16 protein-coding genes are annotated in these 16,441 nt (G+C 71.4%); 1 reads left to right on the plus strand and 15 read right to left on the minus strand.

Annotated elements, in window-relative coordinates; all coding sequences use genetic code 11:
- Positions 1-37 precede the first annotated feature (37 nt).
- The 6 genes from panD to VSH64_RS33510 form a co-directional block, all read right to left on the minus strand.
- On the minus strand, positions 38-532 hold the full coding sequence (gene panD / locus VSH64_RS33485) for an aspartate 1-decarboxylase (protein ID WP_326566747.1): 495 nt from the start codon (positions 530-532) through the stop codon (positions 38-40).
- A 12-nt stretch (positions 533-544) separates the two neighbouring features.
- Entirely contained in the window at positions 545-1,453 is a 909-nt protein-coding gene (gene panC, locus VSH64_RS33490) for a pantoate--beta-alanine ligase (protein WP_326566748.1), read from the minus strand.
- Positions 1,450-2,403, minus strand: a complete 954-nt coding sequence (locus VSH64_RS33495) for a Rossmann-like and DUF2520 domain-containing protein (protein WP_407655696.1) — start codon at positions 2,401-2,403, stop codon at positions 1,450-1,452. Before VSH64_RS33495 ends, panC begins: the two co-directional genes overlap by 4 nt.
- A gap of 212 nt (positions 2,404-2,615) precedes the next feature.
- On the minus strand, positions 2,616-3,722 hold the full coding sequence (locus VSH64_RS33500) for a PrsW family intramembrane metalloprotease (RefSeq protein WP_326838095.1): 1,107 nt from the start codon (positions 3,720-3,722) through the stop codon (positions 2,616-2,618).
- Positions 3,723-4,363: 641 nt separating this feature from the next.
- Positions 4,364-6,148, minus strand: a complete 1,785-nt coding sequence (locus VSH64_RS33505) for a DUF6779 domain-containing protein (RefSeq protein WP_326566750.1) — start codon at positions 6,146-6,148, stop codon at positions 4,364-4,366.
- A gap of 69 nt (positions 6,149-6,217) precedes the next feature.
- Positions 6,218-6,679 (minus strand): DUF3180 domain-containing protein, encoded by a 462-nt coding sequence (locus VSH64_RS33510; RefSeq protein ID WP_326566751.1) that lies wholly within the window; start codon positions 6,677-6,679, stop codon positions 6,218-6,220.
- 61 nt (positions 6,680-6,740) lie between these two features.
- Here VSH64_RS33510 and VSH64_RS33515 point away from each other — a divergent pair, with 61 nt between their 5' ends.
- Positions 6,741-7,688, plus strand: a complete 948-nt coding sequence (locus VSH64_RS33515; RefSeq protein WP_326838096.1) for a helix-turn-helix domain-containing protein — start codon at positions 6,741-6,743, stop codon at positions 7,686-7,688.
- Between the two features lie 61 nt (positions 7,689-7,749).
- Here VSH64_RS33515 and folK read toward each other — a convergent pair whose 3' ends face one another.
- From folK to VSH64_RS33560, 9 genes are all read right to left on the minus strand, one after another.
- Entirely contained in the window at positions 7,750-8,244 is a 495-nt protein-coding gene (gene folK / locus VSH64_RS33520) for a 2-amino-4-hydroxy-6-hydroxymethyldihydropteridine diphosphokinase (protein WP_326566752.1), read from the minus strand.
- Positions 8,241-8,600: a dihydroneopterin aldolase gene (gene folB / locus VSH64_RS33525; RefSeq protein ID WP_326566753.1), complete on the minus strand. Its 360-nt coding sequence runs from the start codon at positions 8,598-8,600 to the stop codon at positions 8,241-8,243. The genes folK and folB overlap by 4 nt, the downstream gene beginning before the upstream one ends.
- Entirely contained in the window at positions 8,593-9,399 is an 807-nt protein-coding gene (gene folP, locus VSH64_RS33530) for a dihydropteroate synthase (protein ID WP_326566754.1), read from the minus strand. Before folP ends, folB begins: the two co-directional genes overlap by 8 nt.
- Positions 9,400-9,434: 35 nt before the next feature.
- A complete protein-coding gene (gene folE / locus VSH64_RS33535) occupies positions 9,435-10,061 on the minus strand; it encodes a GTP cyclohydrolase I FolE (RefSeq protein WP_326566755.1) in 627 nt (208 codons plus the stop codon).
- Positions 10,033-12,438, minus strand: a complete 2,406-nt coding sequence (gene ftsH / locus VSH64_RS33540; protein WP_326566756.1) for an ATP-dependent zinc metalloprotease FtsH — start codon at positions 12,436-12,438, stop codon at positions 10,033-10,035. Before ftsH ends, folE begins: the two co-directional genes overlap by 29 nt.
- Before the next feature lie 200 nt (positions 12,439-12,638).
- The gene (locus VSH64_RS33545) at positions 12,639-13,463 is read right to left on the minus strand and encodes an ESX secretion-associated protein EspG (RefSeq protein ID WP_326566757.1); all 825 of its coding nucleotides are present in this window, start codon (positions 13,461-13,463) and stop codon (positions 12,639-12,641) included.
- 169 nt (positions 13,464-13,632) lie between these two features.
- Complete coding sequence (locus VSH64_RS33550; RefSeq protein ID WP_326566758.1) at positions 13,633-14,436, minus strand: ESX secretion-associated protein EspG; 804 nt, start codon at positions 14,434-14,436, stop codon at positions 13,633-13,635.
- A 133-nt stretch (positions 14,437-14,569) separates the two neighbouring features.
- The gene (locus tag VSH64_RS33555) at positions 14,570-15,979 is read right to left on the minus strand and encodes a WXG100 family type VII secretion target (protein WP_326566759.1); all 1,410 of its coding nucleotides are present in this window, start codon (positions 15,977-15,979) and stop codon (positions 14,570-14,572) included.
- A 15-nt stretch (positions 15,980-15,994) separates the two neighbouring features.
- Positions 15,995-16,360 carry a hypothetical protein gene (locus VSH64_RS33560; RefSeq protein ID WP_285971916.1) on the minus strand — a complete coding sequence of 122 codons (366 nt, stop codon included), beginning with the start codon at positions 16,358-16,360 and terminating at the stop codon, positions 15,995-15,997.
- Positions 16,361-16,441: the final 81 nt, after the last annotated feature.

The raw sequence follows: 16,441 nt of genomic DNA on the forward strand, positions 1-16,441 counted from the left end.
TTTACCGCGGCCCGGTTTCGCCGCCGACGTGGTGGGTTCAGCTTTCGGCGTGCAGCAGGGCGTCGAGCCGGCGCGCGTCGGCGGTCTCGGCCACGGGGAAGGCGATCGTGTCCTCCTCGGGCAGCGTCACGGTGCCGCTGAGCAGCCCCGAGCCCTCCGGCGCGTGGGCCGGGTCGGTGCCGCGCTCGAGGATGTGGTTGCCCTCGTCGACGAAGATCACCCGCGGCTCGTAGTTCAGCGCCTCCACGCTGTCCATCTGGCCGTAGGAGATGAGGATCACGAGATCACCGGGGTGCACCAGGTGCGCCGCGGCGCCGTTGATGCCGAGCACGCCGCTGCCGCGCTCGCCCTTGATCACATACGTCTCCAGCCGGGCACCGTTGGTCACGTCCACAATGGACACCTGTTCGCCCGGCAGCAGGTCGGCGGCCTCCATCAGGTCCTCGTCGACGGTCACCGACCCCACGTAGTGCAGATCCGCCTGCGTGACCGTGGCCCGGTGAATCTTCGACTTGAGCATCGTGCGGTACATCGTGGACTCTCCCTATTCCCCTGCGTCCGGGTCAACGCTCGGATGGTCCACAGCCCTTCCGAGCAGCACTCCCACGTTGTCGATCAGCCGGGTGCTCCCCACCCGGGCGGCGATCAACAGCCGTGCCTCACCGTCGACGGGCGCCGGCCCGAGATCGGTTCCCCTCAGCTCCAGGTAGTCCACCTCCACCTGCGGACGCTCGGCGAGCGTCCGGCGAGCCATCTCCAGCACCGCTTCGGCTCCGTTGCGGCCGACGTGCGCCCCGGCGGTCAGCGCCGCGGAAAGCACCACGGCGTCCTCCCGCTGCTCCGGCGTGAGGTACACGTTGCGGGACGACAGCGCGAGGCCGTCGCGCTCGCGGACCGTCGGCACCCCGATCACCCGGGTGTCGATGTTGAGGTCCGCCACCATCTTCTTGATGAGCACCAGCTGCTGGTAGTCCTTCTCCCCGAAGAACGCGTAGTCCGGGCGCACCAGGTTGAACAACTTCGCGACGACGGTGAGCACGCCCGTGAAGTGCCCGGGGCGCACGGCGCCTTCGAGCTCGTCGCCGAGCGGGCCCGGGTGCACGGTGATCATCGCGTTCTCGGAGTAGAGATCACTCGCCTTCGGCGTGAAGGCCAGCTCGACACCGGCTTCGCCGAGCGTCGCGAGGTCCTCCTCCATGCGCCGCGGGTACGCCTCGAAGTCCTCGCCCGCACCGAACTGCAGCGGGTTCACGAAGATCGACGCGGCCACGATCGTGTTCGGCAGGCGCTTCGCGCGGCGCATCAGCTCGCGGTGCCCGGCGTGCAGCGCACCCATCGTGGGCACGAGCGCCACCTTGCGGCCGACGCCGCGCAGCGCGCGGCTCACCTGGCTGATGTGCTCGGGCGGCTGGTACGCGTTGAGCGTGCCGCGCTGGAACTTGGGTGTGGTCACGGGGTCTGCCCTTCGGCGGGGTCGTCGAGGAGGTCGGTCAGCTCGGCGGCGGTCGCCGCGTCGAGCAGGCCGGCGGCGCGGGACCGCTCGGCCGTGCGCCGGGCCAGTGCCCGGTAGGCCGGGGCGATCGCCGGTTCCGAGTCCGCGAGCACGGTGAGGTGCTTGCGGACGGTGCCGAGATCACCACGCGCGACCGGCCCGGTGAGGGCGCGGTCGCCGTGGCGCAGCACATTATCCAGTGCGGCCGACAGCAGTGGTGCGACGAGTCGTTCCGAATGCCCGATTCCGGCTTTGCGGAGCAGCTCGGTGCAGTCGGCGACGAGCGTCATCAGGTGGTTGGCGCCGTGGGCCAGCGCCGCGTGGTAGAGCGCGCGGGCGGATTCGGGGATGCGCACCGGCTCGGCGCCCATCTCCACGGCCAGCGCCTCGCCGACGTTCCAGGCCACCTCGTCGTCGGGCGCGGCCGTGACACCGATGCTGGCGGCGGTGAGGCGCTCGAGGTCCTCGGCGCGGCCGGTGAAGGTGAGCACCGGGTGCAGCGCCAGCACGAGCGCGCCGCCTTCGGCGGCGGGCTTGAGCACGTCGACGCCGTGGGCCCCGGAGGTGTGCACGATGATCTGGCCGGGCCGCAGCGACTCCGTGGCCACGAGGCCTCGCACCATGCCTTCGAGGGCGTCGTCGGGCAGCGCGAGCAGCACCAGGTCGGCGCGGCGGACCACCTCGTCGGGCGGCAGCAGGGGGACCTCGGGCAGCAGGCGTTCGGCCCGCGCCAGCGACTCGGCCGACAGACCGGACGCGGCGACGACCGTGTGGCCCGCCCTGGCCAGTGCGGCGCCGAGGACGCTGCCCACCCGGCCGGCCGAGACCACACCCACCGCGAGGCGGGCAGGCCGGTTCATGGCGTGCGCCTGTGGACGCTCATGGCTCGAAACTCCTAGGGCTCGTTCCAGTCCCACTCTTGCGGCGCGGGTACCAGACGACGGCGCGAGAGTAGCCCCGCCGCCTCCGGATCGCGGAGCTCTGGTGACGAGCTTCACCCGGTCGTTCAATCGCGGAAGTTATTTAATCGCGCCCCGCGGGCAGGCGGGTCGCTGGGCCGCCGCACCCCCGCTGAGCACGGGTTTTTTGGCTCGGTCGAGCTACCCCCGGAGGGGGATGTCGATCACCGCGGCTCGCCGGCAGTGGCGATGCGCACGGCGTCGGCGCGCGCGGTCTTGAGGGTTTCCAGCAATTCGTCCTGCCGCTGCCGGTCCACTTCGCGGCGCAGGTCGTTGCGCCCGAGGAACGCCAGCTCCGACACGCTCGCCTGGTACAGCCCGACCGCCCGCGCCGCCGCCCGGCCCGACTCGCGTCTCGCCTGTCTGCGCCACGCCCGCCGCCCCGGGAGACTCGCCAGCAGGCTCACCTCCGACGGCGCGATCCACTTCGCGGCCACCATGTTCGGCAGCGCGGCCGCCACTATTCGCTGCTCACGCCGCCGTTGCAGCACGATCACGTACACGACTCCGATGAACAGCGGCACCATGATCAGGAAGTACACGGTCAGGAACGCCTTCGAGCCGCCGAGCGTGGCGGCGCTGTTCCAGAGTGCGTGCAGGCAGACGCCCGCGACGTAGCCGGTCAGTGGTGCGACCACCCGCAGCCACCGCTGCCGCGTGCGCGCGGCCACGCCGAACCCGATGCCCGCCATCACGGCGAACAAGGGATGCGTGAACGGCGACAGCACGCCCCGCAGGAAGAACGCCGCGAGCACACCCGCGTTGGCGCCGTTGCCGAAGCCGTAGTCGGCGAACGCGCGGCCGAAGTAGTAGATGTTCTCGGTGAAGGCGAACCCGGCGGCCGAGAAGCCCGCGTAGACGATCCCGTCGACCACCCCGTCGAACTCCGAGCTGCGCCGCCAGAAGATCAGCAGCACGAACGCGTCCTTCGCGGCTTCCTCCACCAGCGGTGCCGAGACGAGCGCACTCACCTTGCTGCCGTTGCCACTGCCGAGCAGCAGATCCCCCACCGCTTCCGCGCCGCTGTTGATGAGCAGCGCCGTGATCGTCGCGATGCACGCACCCCACGCGAAGGCCAGCAACAGCAGCTTCGCCGGTTCCGGCTCCCACCGGTCCACCCACAGGAACCCCGCGACCACGACCGCGACCGGCACGAGCGCCGCCAGCACCCCGATCGCCACGCCCCCGGCCCCGACCCGGGCCGTCGCCAGCCCGAACAGGAACAGGCCGCACAACGCCACCACGATCAACCCGAGCACGGGCAACAACACCGTCACCCGACGTGGCAGGCGAGCACCGGGTCTCGCCACTGAGCCCTTCGTGGTGGGGAGGGTTCCGTTCACGAGCGGTCACCATACGGGGGTGAGGTGTGCGGTGCTGGCTGTGGCTCTTTGAGAGCGCGGGTTTTCGGTCGGTCGCACGGGCGGGGTGGGTCTGCGGTGCTGGTCTGGGACGGTGCAATTGCGCAGGGTTGTTCTGACGCACCTGCGGGGTGCTCCGGTCGCTTCTCGGCGGCGCGATGGTGATGCGATTGTCGGCTGCGGGGCGAACTTCTCGGACCGTGCGCTTGCCGGCGCTGCCCGAGCCGGGCGGCTTCGGCCGCGCTTCGCGCTCGCGGTGAAGCGACCTTCTGAGCCACTAACCAGCCCGGCAACCTCGGCCGCCCGCGGTGGAGCGACGCGCGCGGATACGGGCACCGTCCGCCGCGCACGCCGACCTCACGGTTGGCAGCGCGTCCGAGCGCCGTCGAACCGCCGTGCGCCGAACCAGGTCGACTCAGCGCCGCGGCCGATGCGCCCCGCCGGACCGCAGCCGGCTATCCCGTTCCCGGTAGCGTCACGCGGCCGAAAACCCCTCCATACAGCGAAAAACCCCGGTCTCGCGACCGGGGTTTCTCACGTGATCAAGTGGTTCAGTCCTCTGCCCGACGCCGTCGGCGCGGGGCGTTGGACTCCGCGGCGCCGTTGGCGGCGAGGAGTTCCGTGACCGAGCGACCGGCGGCGTGGGAGCCGCTGGCCGGCGCCGGGTCGGGGGTGGCGGCGCGGTGGCCGCGGGGGGATTCGTCCTCGGCGGCGACGGCGGGGAGGTTGCGGCGGCTCTGCGAGGCGCGCTCGGTGACCATGCCTTCCCACGCCGGCGGTTCGCCGTCGGGACGACGGCGGCGGCCACCGGCCGGGGTGTCGGCGGGTTCGTCGTCCGAGCGGCGACGGCGGCCACCGCCGCCAGTGGTCTTGGTGCGCACGGATTCCGGCAGGGTCGGGTTCGCCGCGGGTTCCTCGACCTCGTCGGAGCTCGAGTGCGCGCCGTGCCGCGTCGAAGGCGCGGAGTCGGCCAGGGGCGACAGGTCCGTGCGCGAGAACTGCTCCAGCCGGGAAGGCTTGCGCTGCGCCGGTTCCGCGCGCGGCGGCTCCGGGGCGGGAAGCGGTTCCGGCGTGACCGGCACCGGCGGCAGGTTCGTGCGCGAAGCGGTGGCCTCACGGGGCTTCGGCGGCACGCCGCCGGAACCGGACCCCAGGCCCGAAGCCGGACGACGACTGCCGAAGTCGGCCGAAGCGTCCCAAGCCGGCTTCCACGCGCCAGTCGCTTCGCCCACCGGCTGCTCGGTGTTCGACGAACTTTGGTTCGACAAACCGGCGTTCGACACCTCGGTGTTCGACAAATCGGCGTTCGCCGAATTCGCGTGCGACGAATCGACGCGCGGCAGGTTCGGACGCGACACCTCGGCCCGTGACACCGGCGGCTCGACGCGGCGCATGCTCGGCCGCGAAGCCTCGGCGCGCGGCACCTGGCGCGTGGCCTCCATCGCCTCGGCAGCAGGCGGCGAAACCGGTGCCACCGTGCGCGTCGGCTGCGATTCGGCGGCCTGGCGGCGCGCCGCTTCGGCCCGCAGCTCCGCCGCCTTCACCGCGCGCGCAGCGGCCGATTCCGGCTCGGGAGCGGGCTTGGGGCGGTTGGGCTTCGGGCGCGCGAGCTGCTGCGTGCGCTGGGTGTTGAGCGACGCCGGCGGCTTGCCGTTGGGGCCCTGCCCCTGGCCGGGACCGTGCTGACCCGGCTGGCCGGCACCGTTGGCCGGCTTGCGCCGGGTGCCGGGTGTGTCGAGCACGCGGTCCATGAGCTCGGTGGGCCGGTCGTTGCCGACCTCGACCACCGGCTTCTTCGGAGCCATCAGCTGCGCGGGCTTCTTGCCGTTGCCGTTCTTCGACTCCGAGCCGGCGGACACGAGCCGCTGGTCGTCGTTGAGGGAGCGCATGCGCGTGGCCTGCGCGGTGAGCGCGACCCGCTCCAGCAGCACCTCGCCGCCGAAGAGCGACTGCAGGCTCTCGCGCAGCGCCGACACCTCGGCTCGCAAGGCGTCGAGCTCTTCGCGCGACTGGACGTCCGCGGCCTCCCTCGTCTCAGCTTCGATCTCCAGCTCGTACTCACGCCGAGCCGCGATCTCGCGTTCCAGTTCCAGTTCGTATACCGCCTGCGCCTCGGCGACCGCGTCCTCGCTGTGCGCCGCGTGCTTGCGATACCTCACGGCGAGGAAGGCGCCGATCAAGGCGGCCCAAAGGGCTGCGACGATTCCCAACCGGAGGAACCGGAGGTCGTCGCTGAGCACCAGTGCGAGAGTGGCTCCGATGGCGAGGACGAATCCGACGACGAGCCACGGCCTGCCCAGAAGGCGGCCGCGCGAGTCGTCACCCACGCCGGTCATGACAGACACCGTACCTTCTAGTGATCCGAACGAGACCTAGTCGGTACTTCGAGCGGCCGGATCTGGTCGTTAACCGGTCGTCCCACGTGTCGTCGACCGCTCGTCGTCCTCAGGGGTCCGGCAGCAGTGCTCGAGCCACAAAGCCGCAGCTACGAGCAGTGCGGAGCACACCGCGCCAACCACCGCCGCACGGGTGTCGAAGACGCTCGCGACGAGTTCGTCACGTCGGGGAAAAACATACGCGAACGCCGCCAGCCAACCCCCTGTCATGAAGGATCCGGCGATCGAAGAGGCCTTCGCGAGGGCTACGGAGCGTGCTATCCCGATCGAGGACGTCACCCGTCCGGCCTTGATTCTCGACCTGATCGTGTAGGCCATGATCGTCTCGATCACAGCGAGTATTGCGAACGTGATCCCGGCCAACGTCGGGATTCTGGGCAGGTCACCGTAGGCGAACTGGAACACGACGTAGACGAGGACGAGGCCGAGGAGCCCGGCCACCACCAGCTCACGGGGCCGGGTGAAGTGCATGGCGTCTACCGTACCGAGAAGCCTTGACCCTCCAGCCACTGGAGACTCCACCATGAGACGTGTGGGTGCCACCGCGGTTTTCACGATCGGCGAGCTGTCCCGACGCACGGGGCTGCCGGTGAAGACCATCCGCTTCTACTCCGACGAAGGCCTGCTCCCGCCCACGGAGCGCACCGACGCCGGCTACCGGCTGTACGACGCGCACGCGCTCGCCCGGCTCGAGCTGGTGCGGACGCTGCGTGAGCTGGGGCTCGGCCTCGCCGACGTCGCTCGGGTCCTCGAGCGCGAGTCGTCGGTGCGCGACCTGGCCGTGCGCCACGTCGAGGCCCTCGACGAGCAGATCCGCCGGCTCCGGCTGCGCCGGGCCGTGCTGCGGGCGGTGGCGAAACGCGATTCCGAACTGGAGGAAGTGAAGCTGATGAACCGCCTCGCACAGATGTCCGACGAGGAGCGCAAGCGCCTCGTCGACGAGTTCTGGGCCGAGATGAGCGAGGGCCTCGACGTGGACCCCGAGTTCTACGAGCGCATGCGCTCGGCCAAACCCGACCTGCCCGACGATCCCTCGCCCGAGCAGCTCGAGGCCTGGCTCGAGTTCGCCGAGCTCATCCAGGACCCGGACTTCCGCCGGCTGATCCGCGGCATGAGCGAACGCCACTCTGCTGACCGAGAGGCTGACCGTGACGCCGGCGCGTCGACCGAGGTCATGCAGGCCCAGCGTGATCACTGGTTCGCCTGGTCCGCCTCCGCCCGCACCGCGCTCGACGCCGGCGCCGGCCCGGACTCGGCGCAGGGCCGGGAGCTCGCCGACGCCATCGCCACGGCTTCGGCCGGTGCCGGCGACGACCCCGCCGACCCGGCGTTCCGGCGAGCGCTGGCGGACAAGTTCGCCTCGGGCGGCGACCCGCGGGCCGAGCGCTACTGGCAGCTACTCGCCGTGATCAACGGCTGGCCGCCGATCCCGAGCGCCCAGCCCGAGGTCGGCTTCATCCTGGCCGCGCTGCGGGCCTAGCTCGGCGCCCGAGTGACTGCGTTACCGCCGAATCGGTGAACGGCAGGCAAACGGCGCCGAGTCACCGAAGCCGCAGGTCCGGCCGGGGGACGACACCGTTCTTGTCGTCTTCCGGCAGGGCCCGCAGCAGATCCGCGACCGGGCCGCGGCCCAGCAGCACCGCATCCGGCTCGATCTCCAGCCAAGGGATCAGCACGCTCGCGCGGTCCGGCGTACCGGGGTGCGGCAGCAGCAGCCGGGGGTCGTCGGACGTCACGGCGTCGACGGTCACCACGTCCACGTCGAGCGTCCGCGGCCCCCACCTCAGCTCACGCACGCGCCCGGCGGCCTGCTCGGCCGCCTGCGCCACCTCGAGCCAGGCCCAGTGATCACGCGCCGGGTCCTCGACCACGCACACGGCGTTGAGGAAATCGGGCTGGTCTTCGACCCCCCACGGCTTCGTCTCGTACACGCTCGACACCGCCACGAGCGCCGGCCCGACCGTGTCGAGCGCGATCCGCAGGTACGCCAGGCGATCGCCGAGGTTCGAGCCGAGCGACAGGACCGCGCGGCTCACCGTTCGCGCCGCACGGTCACCGCGACGTCGTCGAACGTGAGCGGGATCGGCGCCGACGGCTTGTGCACGGTGACCTCAACCGCCGTGAGCCGTGCGTCGGCCATCACCTCGTCGGCGATCTTGCCCGCGACGCTCTCGATCAGGTCGTACGGCTCGCCCGCCACGATGCCGGCCGTCAGCTCGGCGAGCTCGCCGTAGTGCAGCGTCTTGGTGAGATCGTCCGACGCGGCGGCCGGACCGAGGTCCAGCCACGCGGTCACGTCGATCACAAACTCCTGCCCGTCGCGCTTCTCGTGCTCGAACACGCCGTGGCGGCCGAACACCCGCAGCCCCGTCAACGTGATGCGATCAGCCATCGGCCCGCCCCTTCCGCCACGCGGCCGCGACGGCGACCGCGTCGAGCGACGCGCCCACCTCGTGCACGCGCACTCCCCACGCCCCGGCCGTGGCGGCCAGGGCCGAAATCGCCGCGGTGGCGGTCTCGCGACCGTCCGGTGGCCGCGGCTCACCGTCCTTTTCGGCCAGCAGCCGGCCGAGGAACCGCTTGCGCGAAGCCCCGACGAGCACCGGGAAACCCAGCGTCAGAAATGAATCCAGTCCATGCAGCAGCGCCCAGTCGTGCTCGGCGTGCTTCGCGAAGCCGAGCCCGGGGTCGAGCACGATCGCGCTCTCGGACACGCCCGCGGCCAGCGCTTCGTCCACTCTGGACAGAAGCTCGGCGCGCACCTCGCCCACCACGTCGGTGTAGGTGGCGAGCTTCGTCATGTCCTTGCTGTGCCCGCGCCAGTGCATCAGCACCCAGGGCACGCGGCACTCGGCCGCGACCCGCGCCATGCCCGCGTCGGCGAGCCCGCCCGACACGTCGTTGATCACCTGCGCGCCGGCCGCGACGGCCGCCTCGGCCACCACCGCACGCGTGGTGTCCACCGACAGCGCCACGCCTTCGGAAGCCAGCTGCCGGATCACCGGCAGCACGCGCGCCGCCTCGGTGTCCGCGTCCACGCGCAGCGCGCCCGGCCGCGTCGACTCGCCACCGACGTCGATGAGGTCCGCCCCGCGCGCCCACATCTGGCGGGCGTGCTCGAGCGCCTGGTCGAGGTCGAGGTAGCGGCCACCGTCGGAGAACGAATCGGGGGTCACGTTCAGCACGCCCATCACGGCACACCGCCCGGGCCGGGGCAGGCCGGAGATCACGGCCGCCGCCCCTTGATCAGCTCCAGCGCCTCCGCCCGCGAGGTCGCCGACGAACGCATCGACCCGCGCACGGCCGAGGTGACCGTTCGCGAGCCCGGCTTGCGGATCCCGCGCATCGACATGCACAGGTGCTCGGCCTCCAGCACCACGATCACCCCGCGGGGCACCAGCTTGCGCTCCAGTGCGTCGGCCACCTGCGACGTGAGCCGCTCCTGCACCTGCGGGCGCTTCGCGTAGAGATCGACGAGCCGGGCGAGCTTCGAGAGACCGGTGACCTTGCCGTCGGCGTTCGGGATGTACCCGACGTGCGCGACGCCGTGGAACGGCAGGAGGTGGTGCTCGCAGAACGAGTACACCGGGATGTCCGTGACGAGCACGAGTTCCTCGTGCGATTCGTCGAACGTCTTCGCGAGCACTTCGTCCGGGTCGGTGTACAGACCGGCGAACATCTCACGGTAGGCGCGGGCCACGCGGGCCGGCGTGTCGAGCAGGCCGTCGCGGTCGGGATCCTCGCCGCAGGCCAGCAGCAGCTCCCGCACAGCGCGCTCCGCCCGGTCCTGGTCGAAGACCGGGACCGGGCGGAGGTCGGTGCCGCTACTGCTTGTCTTGTCCGTCCACGTCACGCCGCTGCTGCCCCTCGTCCGGCTGCTGGCCGTTCGCACCGTCGGCGAACCAGCCCTGCTCACGCGGACGGTCTTCGGCAGGGCGCCAAGGCTGGCTACCCGGGGACGTCGCCGGGGTCCAGCCCGGAGGCGCCCCGTAGTGGGGCGGACCGCTCTGCGCACCGCTCGGGCCACCCGGGTGGTAGCCGCCGCCTGCCGGACCGCCCGGCTGCTGACCACCATACGTCTGGGGCCAGCGACCGGTGCCGTTCGGCCCACCATTCGGACGGCCGCCGTTGGGCGGCGGGGCGTACGGGTTGGCGTTCGGGTCCGGCGGCGGAGTCGGCTGCCCGTACGGCGGACCGCCGGGCAGGTCACCCGCGCCCGCGGCGGTGCCGACCGGGGTCGGCTCCGGCTGCAGGACCGGCTTCTCCTTCGACGGCGGGGGCCACGGCTCGCCGCGCTCCATCGCCAGCTCGCCCGGCGTCTTGATGGGCGGCTTGTCCGACGGGGTGCGCTCACCGAACTCGTTGAACACGGTGATGTGCGGGCGCTTCTCGACGGTCGCGAAGATCCGCTCGAGGTCCTTGCGCTGCAGCGTCTCCTTCTCGAGCAGCTCCAGCACCAGGTTGTCGAGCACGTCGCGGTAGGTGTTGAGCACGTGCCACGCCTCGGTGTGCGCCGTCTCGATGAGCTTGCGCACCTCCTCGTCGATCTCGTGCGCCACCTCGAGCGAGTAGTCGGCCTGCCGGCCCGCGGAGCGGCCCAGGAACGGGTCGCCCTGCTCCTGGCCGTACTTCACGGCGCCGAGCCGCGCGCTCATGCCGTATTCAGTGACCATGGAGCGGGCGATCTTCGTGGCCTGCTCGATGTCGGACGACGCGCCGGTGGTGGGCTCGTGGAACACGAGCTCCTCCGCCGTGCGGCCACCCATGGCGAACACCAGGCGGCCGATCATCTCCGACCGGGTCATCAGCTGCTTGTCGTCCTCCGGCACGAGCAGGGCGTGGCCGCCCGTGCGCCCGCGCGGCAGGATCGTGAGCTTGTACACGGGCTCGATGTCCGGCATCGCCCACGCGGCGAGCGCGTGCCCACCCTCGTGGTAGGCCGTGATCTTCTTCTCCTTCTCGGAGATGATCCGGCTCTTGCGCGCCGGCCCGCCGACCACGCGGTCGACCGACTCCTCGAGCGCGAGGTCGGTGATCACGTGCCCGTTTTCGCGGGCGGTGAGCAGCGCGGCCTCGTTGAGCACGTTGGCCAGGTCCGCACCCGACATGCCGACGGTGCGCTTGGCCAGGCTCGTGAGGTCCACGCCCTGCGCGATCGGCTTGCCCTTCGAGTGCACCTCGAGGATCGCCTTGCGGCCGAGCAGGTCCGGTGCCGAGACCGGGATCTGACGGTCGAAGCGGCCCGGGCGCAGCAGCGCGGGGTCGAGGATGTCCGGCCGGTTCGTGGCGGCGATCAGGATGATGCCGCCGCGGGCGTCGAAGCCGTCCATCTCGACGAGCAGCTGGTTCAGCGTCTGCTCGCGCTCGTCGTGGCCACCGCCGAGGCCGGCACCGCGCTGGCGGCCCACCGCGTCGATCTCGTCGACGAAGATGATGCACGGCGCGTTCTGCTTGGCCTGCTCGAACAGGTCGCGGACGCGCGAGGCGCCGACACCCACGAACATCTCGACGAAGTCGGAGCCGGAGATCGTGTAGAACGGCACGCCCGCTTCACCGGCGACGGCTCGCGCGAGCAGCGTCTTACCGGTACCGGGCGGCCCGTAGAGCAGCACGCCCTTCGGGATCTTCGCCCCGAGTGCCTGGTAGCGCGCCGGGTTCTGCAGGAAGTCCTTGATCTCGTACAGCTCTTCGACGGCCTCGTCGGCGCCCGCCACGTCACCGAACGTGGTCTTCGGCATGTCCTTGTTCAGCTGCTTGGCCTTGGACTTGCCGAAGTTGAGGACGCGGTTGCCGCCACCCTGCGCGTTGTTCATCATCCACATGAGCAGGCCCAGGACGAGGGCCAGCGGGATGGCGAAGATGAGGATCTGGGTCAGGATGCCCTGCTGCGTCACCTTGGTGGTGAACTTGACCGGCTGCCCGTTGACCTGCGCGCTGTTCAGCGACTCGTAGATGTTCTGGGCCGCGTTCGCGGGGTACTGCGCGACGATCTGGTCGGTCTGGGTGCCGTCGACGTCGATCTTCTGCGTCAAGGACAGCTTGACCTGCTGTTCCTTGTCCTCGATGCTGGCTTCCTTGACGTGACCCTGCTTGATCTGCTGGTTCGCCACGGAGATCGGAGCCTGGGTGTAACCACGATCGCTGTCGAAGATCGTGTTGTAGGCGAACAACGCCAGCAACCCTGCGACGATCCACAGCAGTGGGTTCCTGAGCACGCTCTTGCGGTTCATACGACTCGGCCCTTGCGGCCTCGACCCTCCCTGGTTGGGCGGCTCCTGTGATACCCGCCATCACGATCTTGACAACCCGTGGTGCCCGGGCCGGTCCCACCAGGGTACCGCCCGTCCGGACGATGGACCCTTGTGAGCCTCACGCAGGTCAACGGGCAATACGGCACGAGGGTTCCCGGAACGTGCCGGTTCGCGTCACCCTAGCGTGTGTCGGCGGCCACGGAAGCCACCATCTCACCGAGCCGGGTCCTGAGCGTCATCGGGTCCGCGGGGGCCACCGTCACCCATTCGCGGCCGTCGGACCCCGCCCTGGACAGGCTGAGGTAACGCCCCGTGGCGGTGTCGAACCAGCCGAGCACGCGGGACCGCTGCCGGGCTCCGAGCTGGGTGCGGCTGTTCGCGGCGAGCTGACCACCGCGCAGCCGCGGCTGGCCGGAGATGAGCGCGTACGTCTCGCGCGGGTCGACGGTCGCGCGCTCGCTGAGCGACTGGCGCTTCGCGCGCCGGCCCTTCTCCTCCGCACCGCCGAGGCCACCGGCCGCGACGGGCACGCGCATCGGGCGTGTGTGCAACGCCTCGTCGAGCGGGAGTGTGACGGACGCCTCGCTGCCGCGGCGCCCGCCGGGCAGCAGGTCGACGATCGTGGACACCAGGCCGTCGGCCGGGGTCTCGTGCAGCCAGATGCCGTCCTCGTTCTGGATGGCCACCACACCGGCGGCCCGGCCGTCGCCCGCGGCCAGCAGCGCCACGGGGTGGGCCTGGAACTCGGGGATGTGCAGCGCGTCGAGCGTGATCGGCGCGCGGGCCAGCAGGTTCAGCCACTCGTCCACGGGCGGCTCGATCCGGCCGCGTGCGTCGCGGATGCCCCGCGCCTTGAGCTCGATGTCGACCCGGTGCCGCAGCGAGACGCGCTCGTCTTCGGTGGCTCCGTGAGAGCGCACGCGAAGCGGGTAGGGCAGCTCGCCGAGCCCCGCGGACTCCCAGAGGAAGTCGAACGCCATCGGCGAGAAGAACTCTTGGTGCATGCGGTGGTGCTCACCCTCCAGGATCGATCTCTTGCTCAGCGTAGCCCGATCCGCCACCTGCCTGAAACACCCGGATGTGGCATGGGGTGCGTCGGCCGCACCCACTGTGGCAGTCGGTGCGTTGAGCGCAACCAATGCCGCAGGGGGGCGCGGTCAGCTGGGGAGACGGTCAGAACGCGGCCGCGCTCTCGTGGCCCGCCGCGTCGGCCATCATCTCGCCGAGGCGGTGGCGCAGGGTCGCGGCGTCGGCCGGGGCGATGGTGATCCAGTCGCGCCCGTCGTGGCCGCGGGTGGCCTGCGTGAAGTAGCGGCCGGTCTCGGTGTCGAACCAGCTGAGGACCGGCGAACGGCTGCGCCCGCCGAGGCGGTTGCGCGCGTTGGCACCGATCTGGCCGCCGCGCAGCCGGGGCTGGGCGTGCAGGCGGGCCAGGGCCTTGCGGTCCTCGTCCACGCTCGCACGGCCGGACGCGTCGACCTGGTTGCCGCGCCGCTGCATGAAGTCCACGCCGGCGCCGCCCACGAGCTGCTCGAGCGGCACCGTGATCGACTTCTCGGTGCCCCGCGGCGCGCCGGGCAGCAGCGACACGATGGCCGTGGCCAGGCCGTCGGCCGGGCACGGCTGCAGGTGCAGGCCGCGCTGGTCCTGCACGGCGAACAACCCCGACCGGTCGACGATGCCGGCCACGGCCAGCAGCGGTTCGGCGTTGGGGTCGAGCAGCTGCACGGTGTCGAGGCTCGCGTCGGGCGCGGCCAGGATGCCGAAGTACTCCTCGAGGTGCGGCGCGGGCCGTCCGCGGCCGTCGGCGAGACCCCGCTGAACCAGGTCGCCGAGCGTGCGGGCGCGCAGTGCGTCGCGCTCGTCGACGGTGGCGCCGTGCGAACGGATCCGCAGCGGGTAGGGCAGCTCACCCAGCGCGGCCGACTCCCACAGGAAGTCGACCTCGATCGGGGTGAGCAGCTCCGCGTTCGGCATCGACCAAACCCCCAAACCCCGTGTGTTTCAGGACATTCCGCCACGACGGCGGTGCGGCCATCGTGGTCGAGCGAAGCGTTTCAGACAAACGCGGGCGCGCGGCCGGGAAGGCCACGCGCCCGCGGGAAGAGCGTCAGTTGTCGTCGTCGTCCGACCAGGCACCGATCACCGGCGGAGGCGTGGCCTCGTTGGCGCCGAACGCGTCGTCCGGGTCCGGCTCGATGAGGAAGGACGCGTGGGCGTGCTCCTGGTCCTCTTGGCCCTGGCCGCCTTGGCCCATGCCGCCGCCCATGCCCCCGCCCATCGGGTTCATGCCCGGCGCCGCCGGCTGGCCGCCGATGGTGCCGCCGGCCGAGACCACGCCCTGCTGCTGCACCGGCGCGGCACTGCCCTGGGCGGTCTGGCGCTCGGAAGCCGCCGAGGTCTTCTCCTCGTCGTTGCGCGCACCACTGCGCGAGCCCGCACCCAGCTTGCCGCCGGCGAAGCCGACGCCACCGCCGACCGCGCTGAGGCCCAGCGCCGAAGCGGCACCGCCGCCACCACCGCCGCCGGCGACCGCACCGGCGCCGGACACGCTCGGCGCGGCCGGAGCCGGGGCCGGCGCGACACCCGTGCCGGCGGCCGAAGCGGCCATGCTGCCGTCGAAGCCGGACGTGCCGTAGGTGCCCGAGTTGCCGGTGACCAGCGGGCCACCCGAACCGGACGCACCCGAACCGCCGTGGCCGGGGCCGCCGGAGTAACCCTTGCCGCCGCCCACGGCGTAGCTGCCGGCGCCGAGGGCCCCGGCGCCGACGGGCGCCGCGATGGTGCCGACGTTGCCGAAGTCGTTGCCGTTGAAGTGCGTGGGGGTGGGCTTCATGCCGAGCGAGTCGGGGCCGAAGCTCGGGGTCGTGTTGTCGACCTCTTTCATCGACTGCGTGTAGGCGTTGAAGAACGCGACCTGCTGCGCCTTCACGTCGTTGGCGGCGTCGGCCTGCGCCTTCTGGTCGGCGGCCATCGCGGCCGGACCACCGGCGAGCGCGGCGGCCATCGACTGCTTGGGGTCGTAGTCGAGCGGTGCCGGCATCTTCTTGACCTCGGCGGCGGCCGCGGCCTGCTTCGCGAGGCGGTCGGCCATCGTGTGCGCGGCGTCGGAGGCCTGCGTGCCCGAAGCGGCGATCGACACGAGCGCGCTCTGCGCACCCGCGGCACCGTCGCCGACCCACGCGTTGCCGAGCTCGGCGACGGCGTTGAACAGGTCGTCGGACGCCGTCTTCAGCTCGGTGCCGTGCTTGGTCCAGTGCTGGCCCGTGGCCTCGGCCGTGCCGGGGTCGTTGTCGGTGATGGCGCCCTGGTAGAGCTGGTGGCTCTCCTGCGCGTTCCAGTTCGGCGGGTTGGCGATCGCGCGGTCGCCGCCCATCTCGAAGCCGCCGGCGCGACCGCGCGCGGAGTCGACGATGTTCTGGGAGACCGAGTTGTCGCCGAGCTGCACGGCGGAGCCGCTCGCCGGCACGTTCTGCGTAGGCGGCTGCTGTCCGTAGCCGCTGTCCTGATTTCCAGCCATGACTTCCTGATCCCCCTAGGCCTTGCGGAACGGGTCGGCCGCGGACTGGTCGAACTCGTGGTAGCGCGCCATCGCCGTGAGGATGCCCTGCTCGGCCGCCTCGTACTGGCTCAGCAGGTTCTGCAGGGCCGCGGAGTAGGAGTCACCGCCACCGTCGGCGCGCTGCACGAACTTCTCGGCCATCGCCTGACCGACGGGGTTGGCGCCGAGCTTCGGCGGCTGCGCCAGCGAGCCCGCGCTGTTGAGCAGGGCTTCGACCGCGTCCTTGCCCGTGCGGATCTTGTTGAGCGCGGTCTGCGCGGCGTCCGGGTCGATGCCGACCTGGCCGTTGACAGCGGCGCTCTTGAACGCGTTGGCATCGGCCAAGCTGCTGTTGCCCATTGCCCTCTCTCCGTTCCCCCGCGCGAGCTCCCCGCTCGCTTGGCGATAGGTCTTCGCATAGGTTAACGCACCAGGTCGGCA

The organism is Amycolatopsis rhabdoformis (genome assembly GCF_035918295.1).
GTDB lineage: Bacteria > Actinomycetota > Actinomycetes > Mycobacteriales > Pseudonocardiaceae > Amycolatopsis > Amycolatopsis rhabdoformis.

Bases quoted from the DNA above. Each gene is read 5' to 3' on its own strand.
- panD (WP_326566747.1), bottom strand. From the start codon at position 532: ATGTACCGCACGATGCTCAAGTCGAAGATTCACCGGGCCACGGTCACG.
- VSH64_RS33505 (WP_326566750.1), bottom strand. From the start codon at position 6,148: ATGACCGGCGTGGGTGACGACTCGCGCGGCCGCCTTCTGGGCAGGCCG.
- VSH64_RS33510 (WP_326566751.1), bottom strand. From the start codon at position 6,679: ATGCACTTCACCCGGCCCCGTGAGCTGGTGGTGGCCGGGCTCCTCGGC.
- folB (WP_326566753.1), bottom strand. From the start codon at position 8,600: ATGGCTGATCGCATCACGTTGACGGGGCTGCGGGTGTTCGGCCGCCAC.
- folP (WP_326566754.1), bottom strand. From the start codon at position 9,399: ATGGGCGTGCTGAACGTGACCCCCGATTCGTTCTCCGACGGTGGCCGC.
- ftsH (WP_326566756.1), bottom strand. From the start codon at position 12,438: ATGAACCGCAAGAGCGTGCTCAGGAACCCACTGCTGTGGATCGTCGCA.
- VSH64_RS33545 (WP_326566757.1), bottom strand. From the start codon at position 13,463: ATGCACCAAGAGTTCTTCTCGCCGATGGCGTTCGACTTCCTCTGGGAG.
- VSH64_RS33550 (WP_326566758.1), bottom strand. From the start codon at position 14,436: ATGCCGAACGCGGAGCTGCTCACCCCGATCGAGGTCGACTTCCTGTGG.
- VSH64_RS33555 (WP_326566759.1), bottom strand. From the start codon at position 15,979: ATGGCTGGAAATCAGGACAGCGGCTACGGACAGCAGCCGCCTACGCAG.
- VSH64_RS33560 (WP_285971916.1), bottom strand. From the start codon at position 16,360: ATGGGCAACAGCAGCTTGGCCGATGCCAACGCGTTCAAGAGCGCCGCT.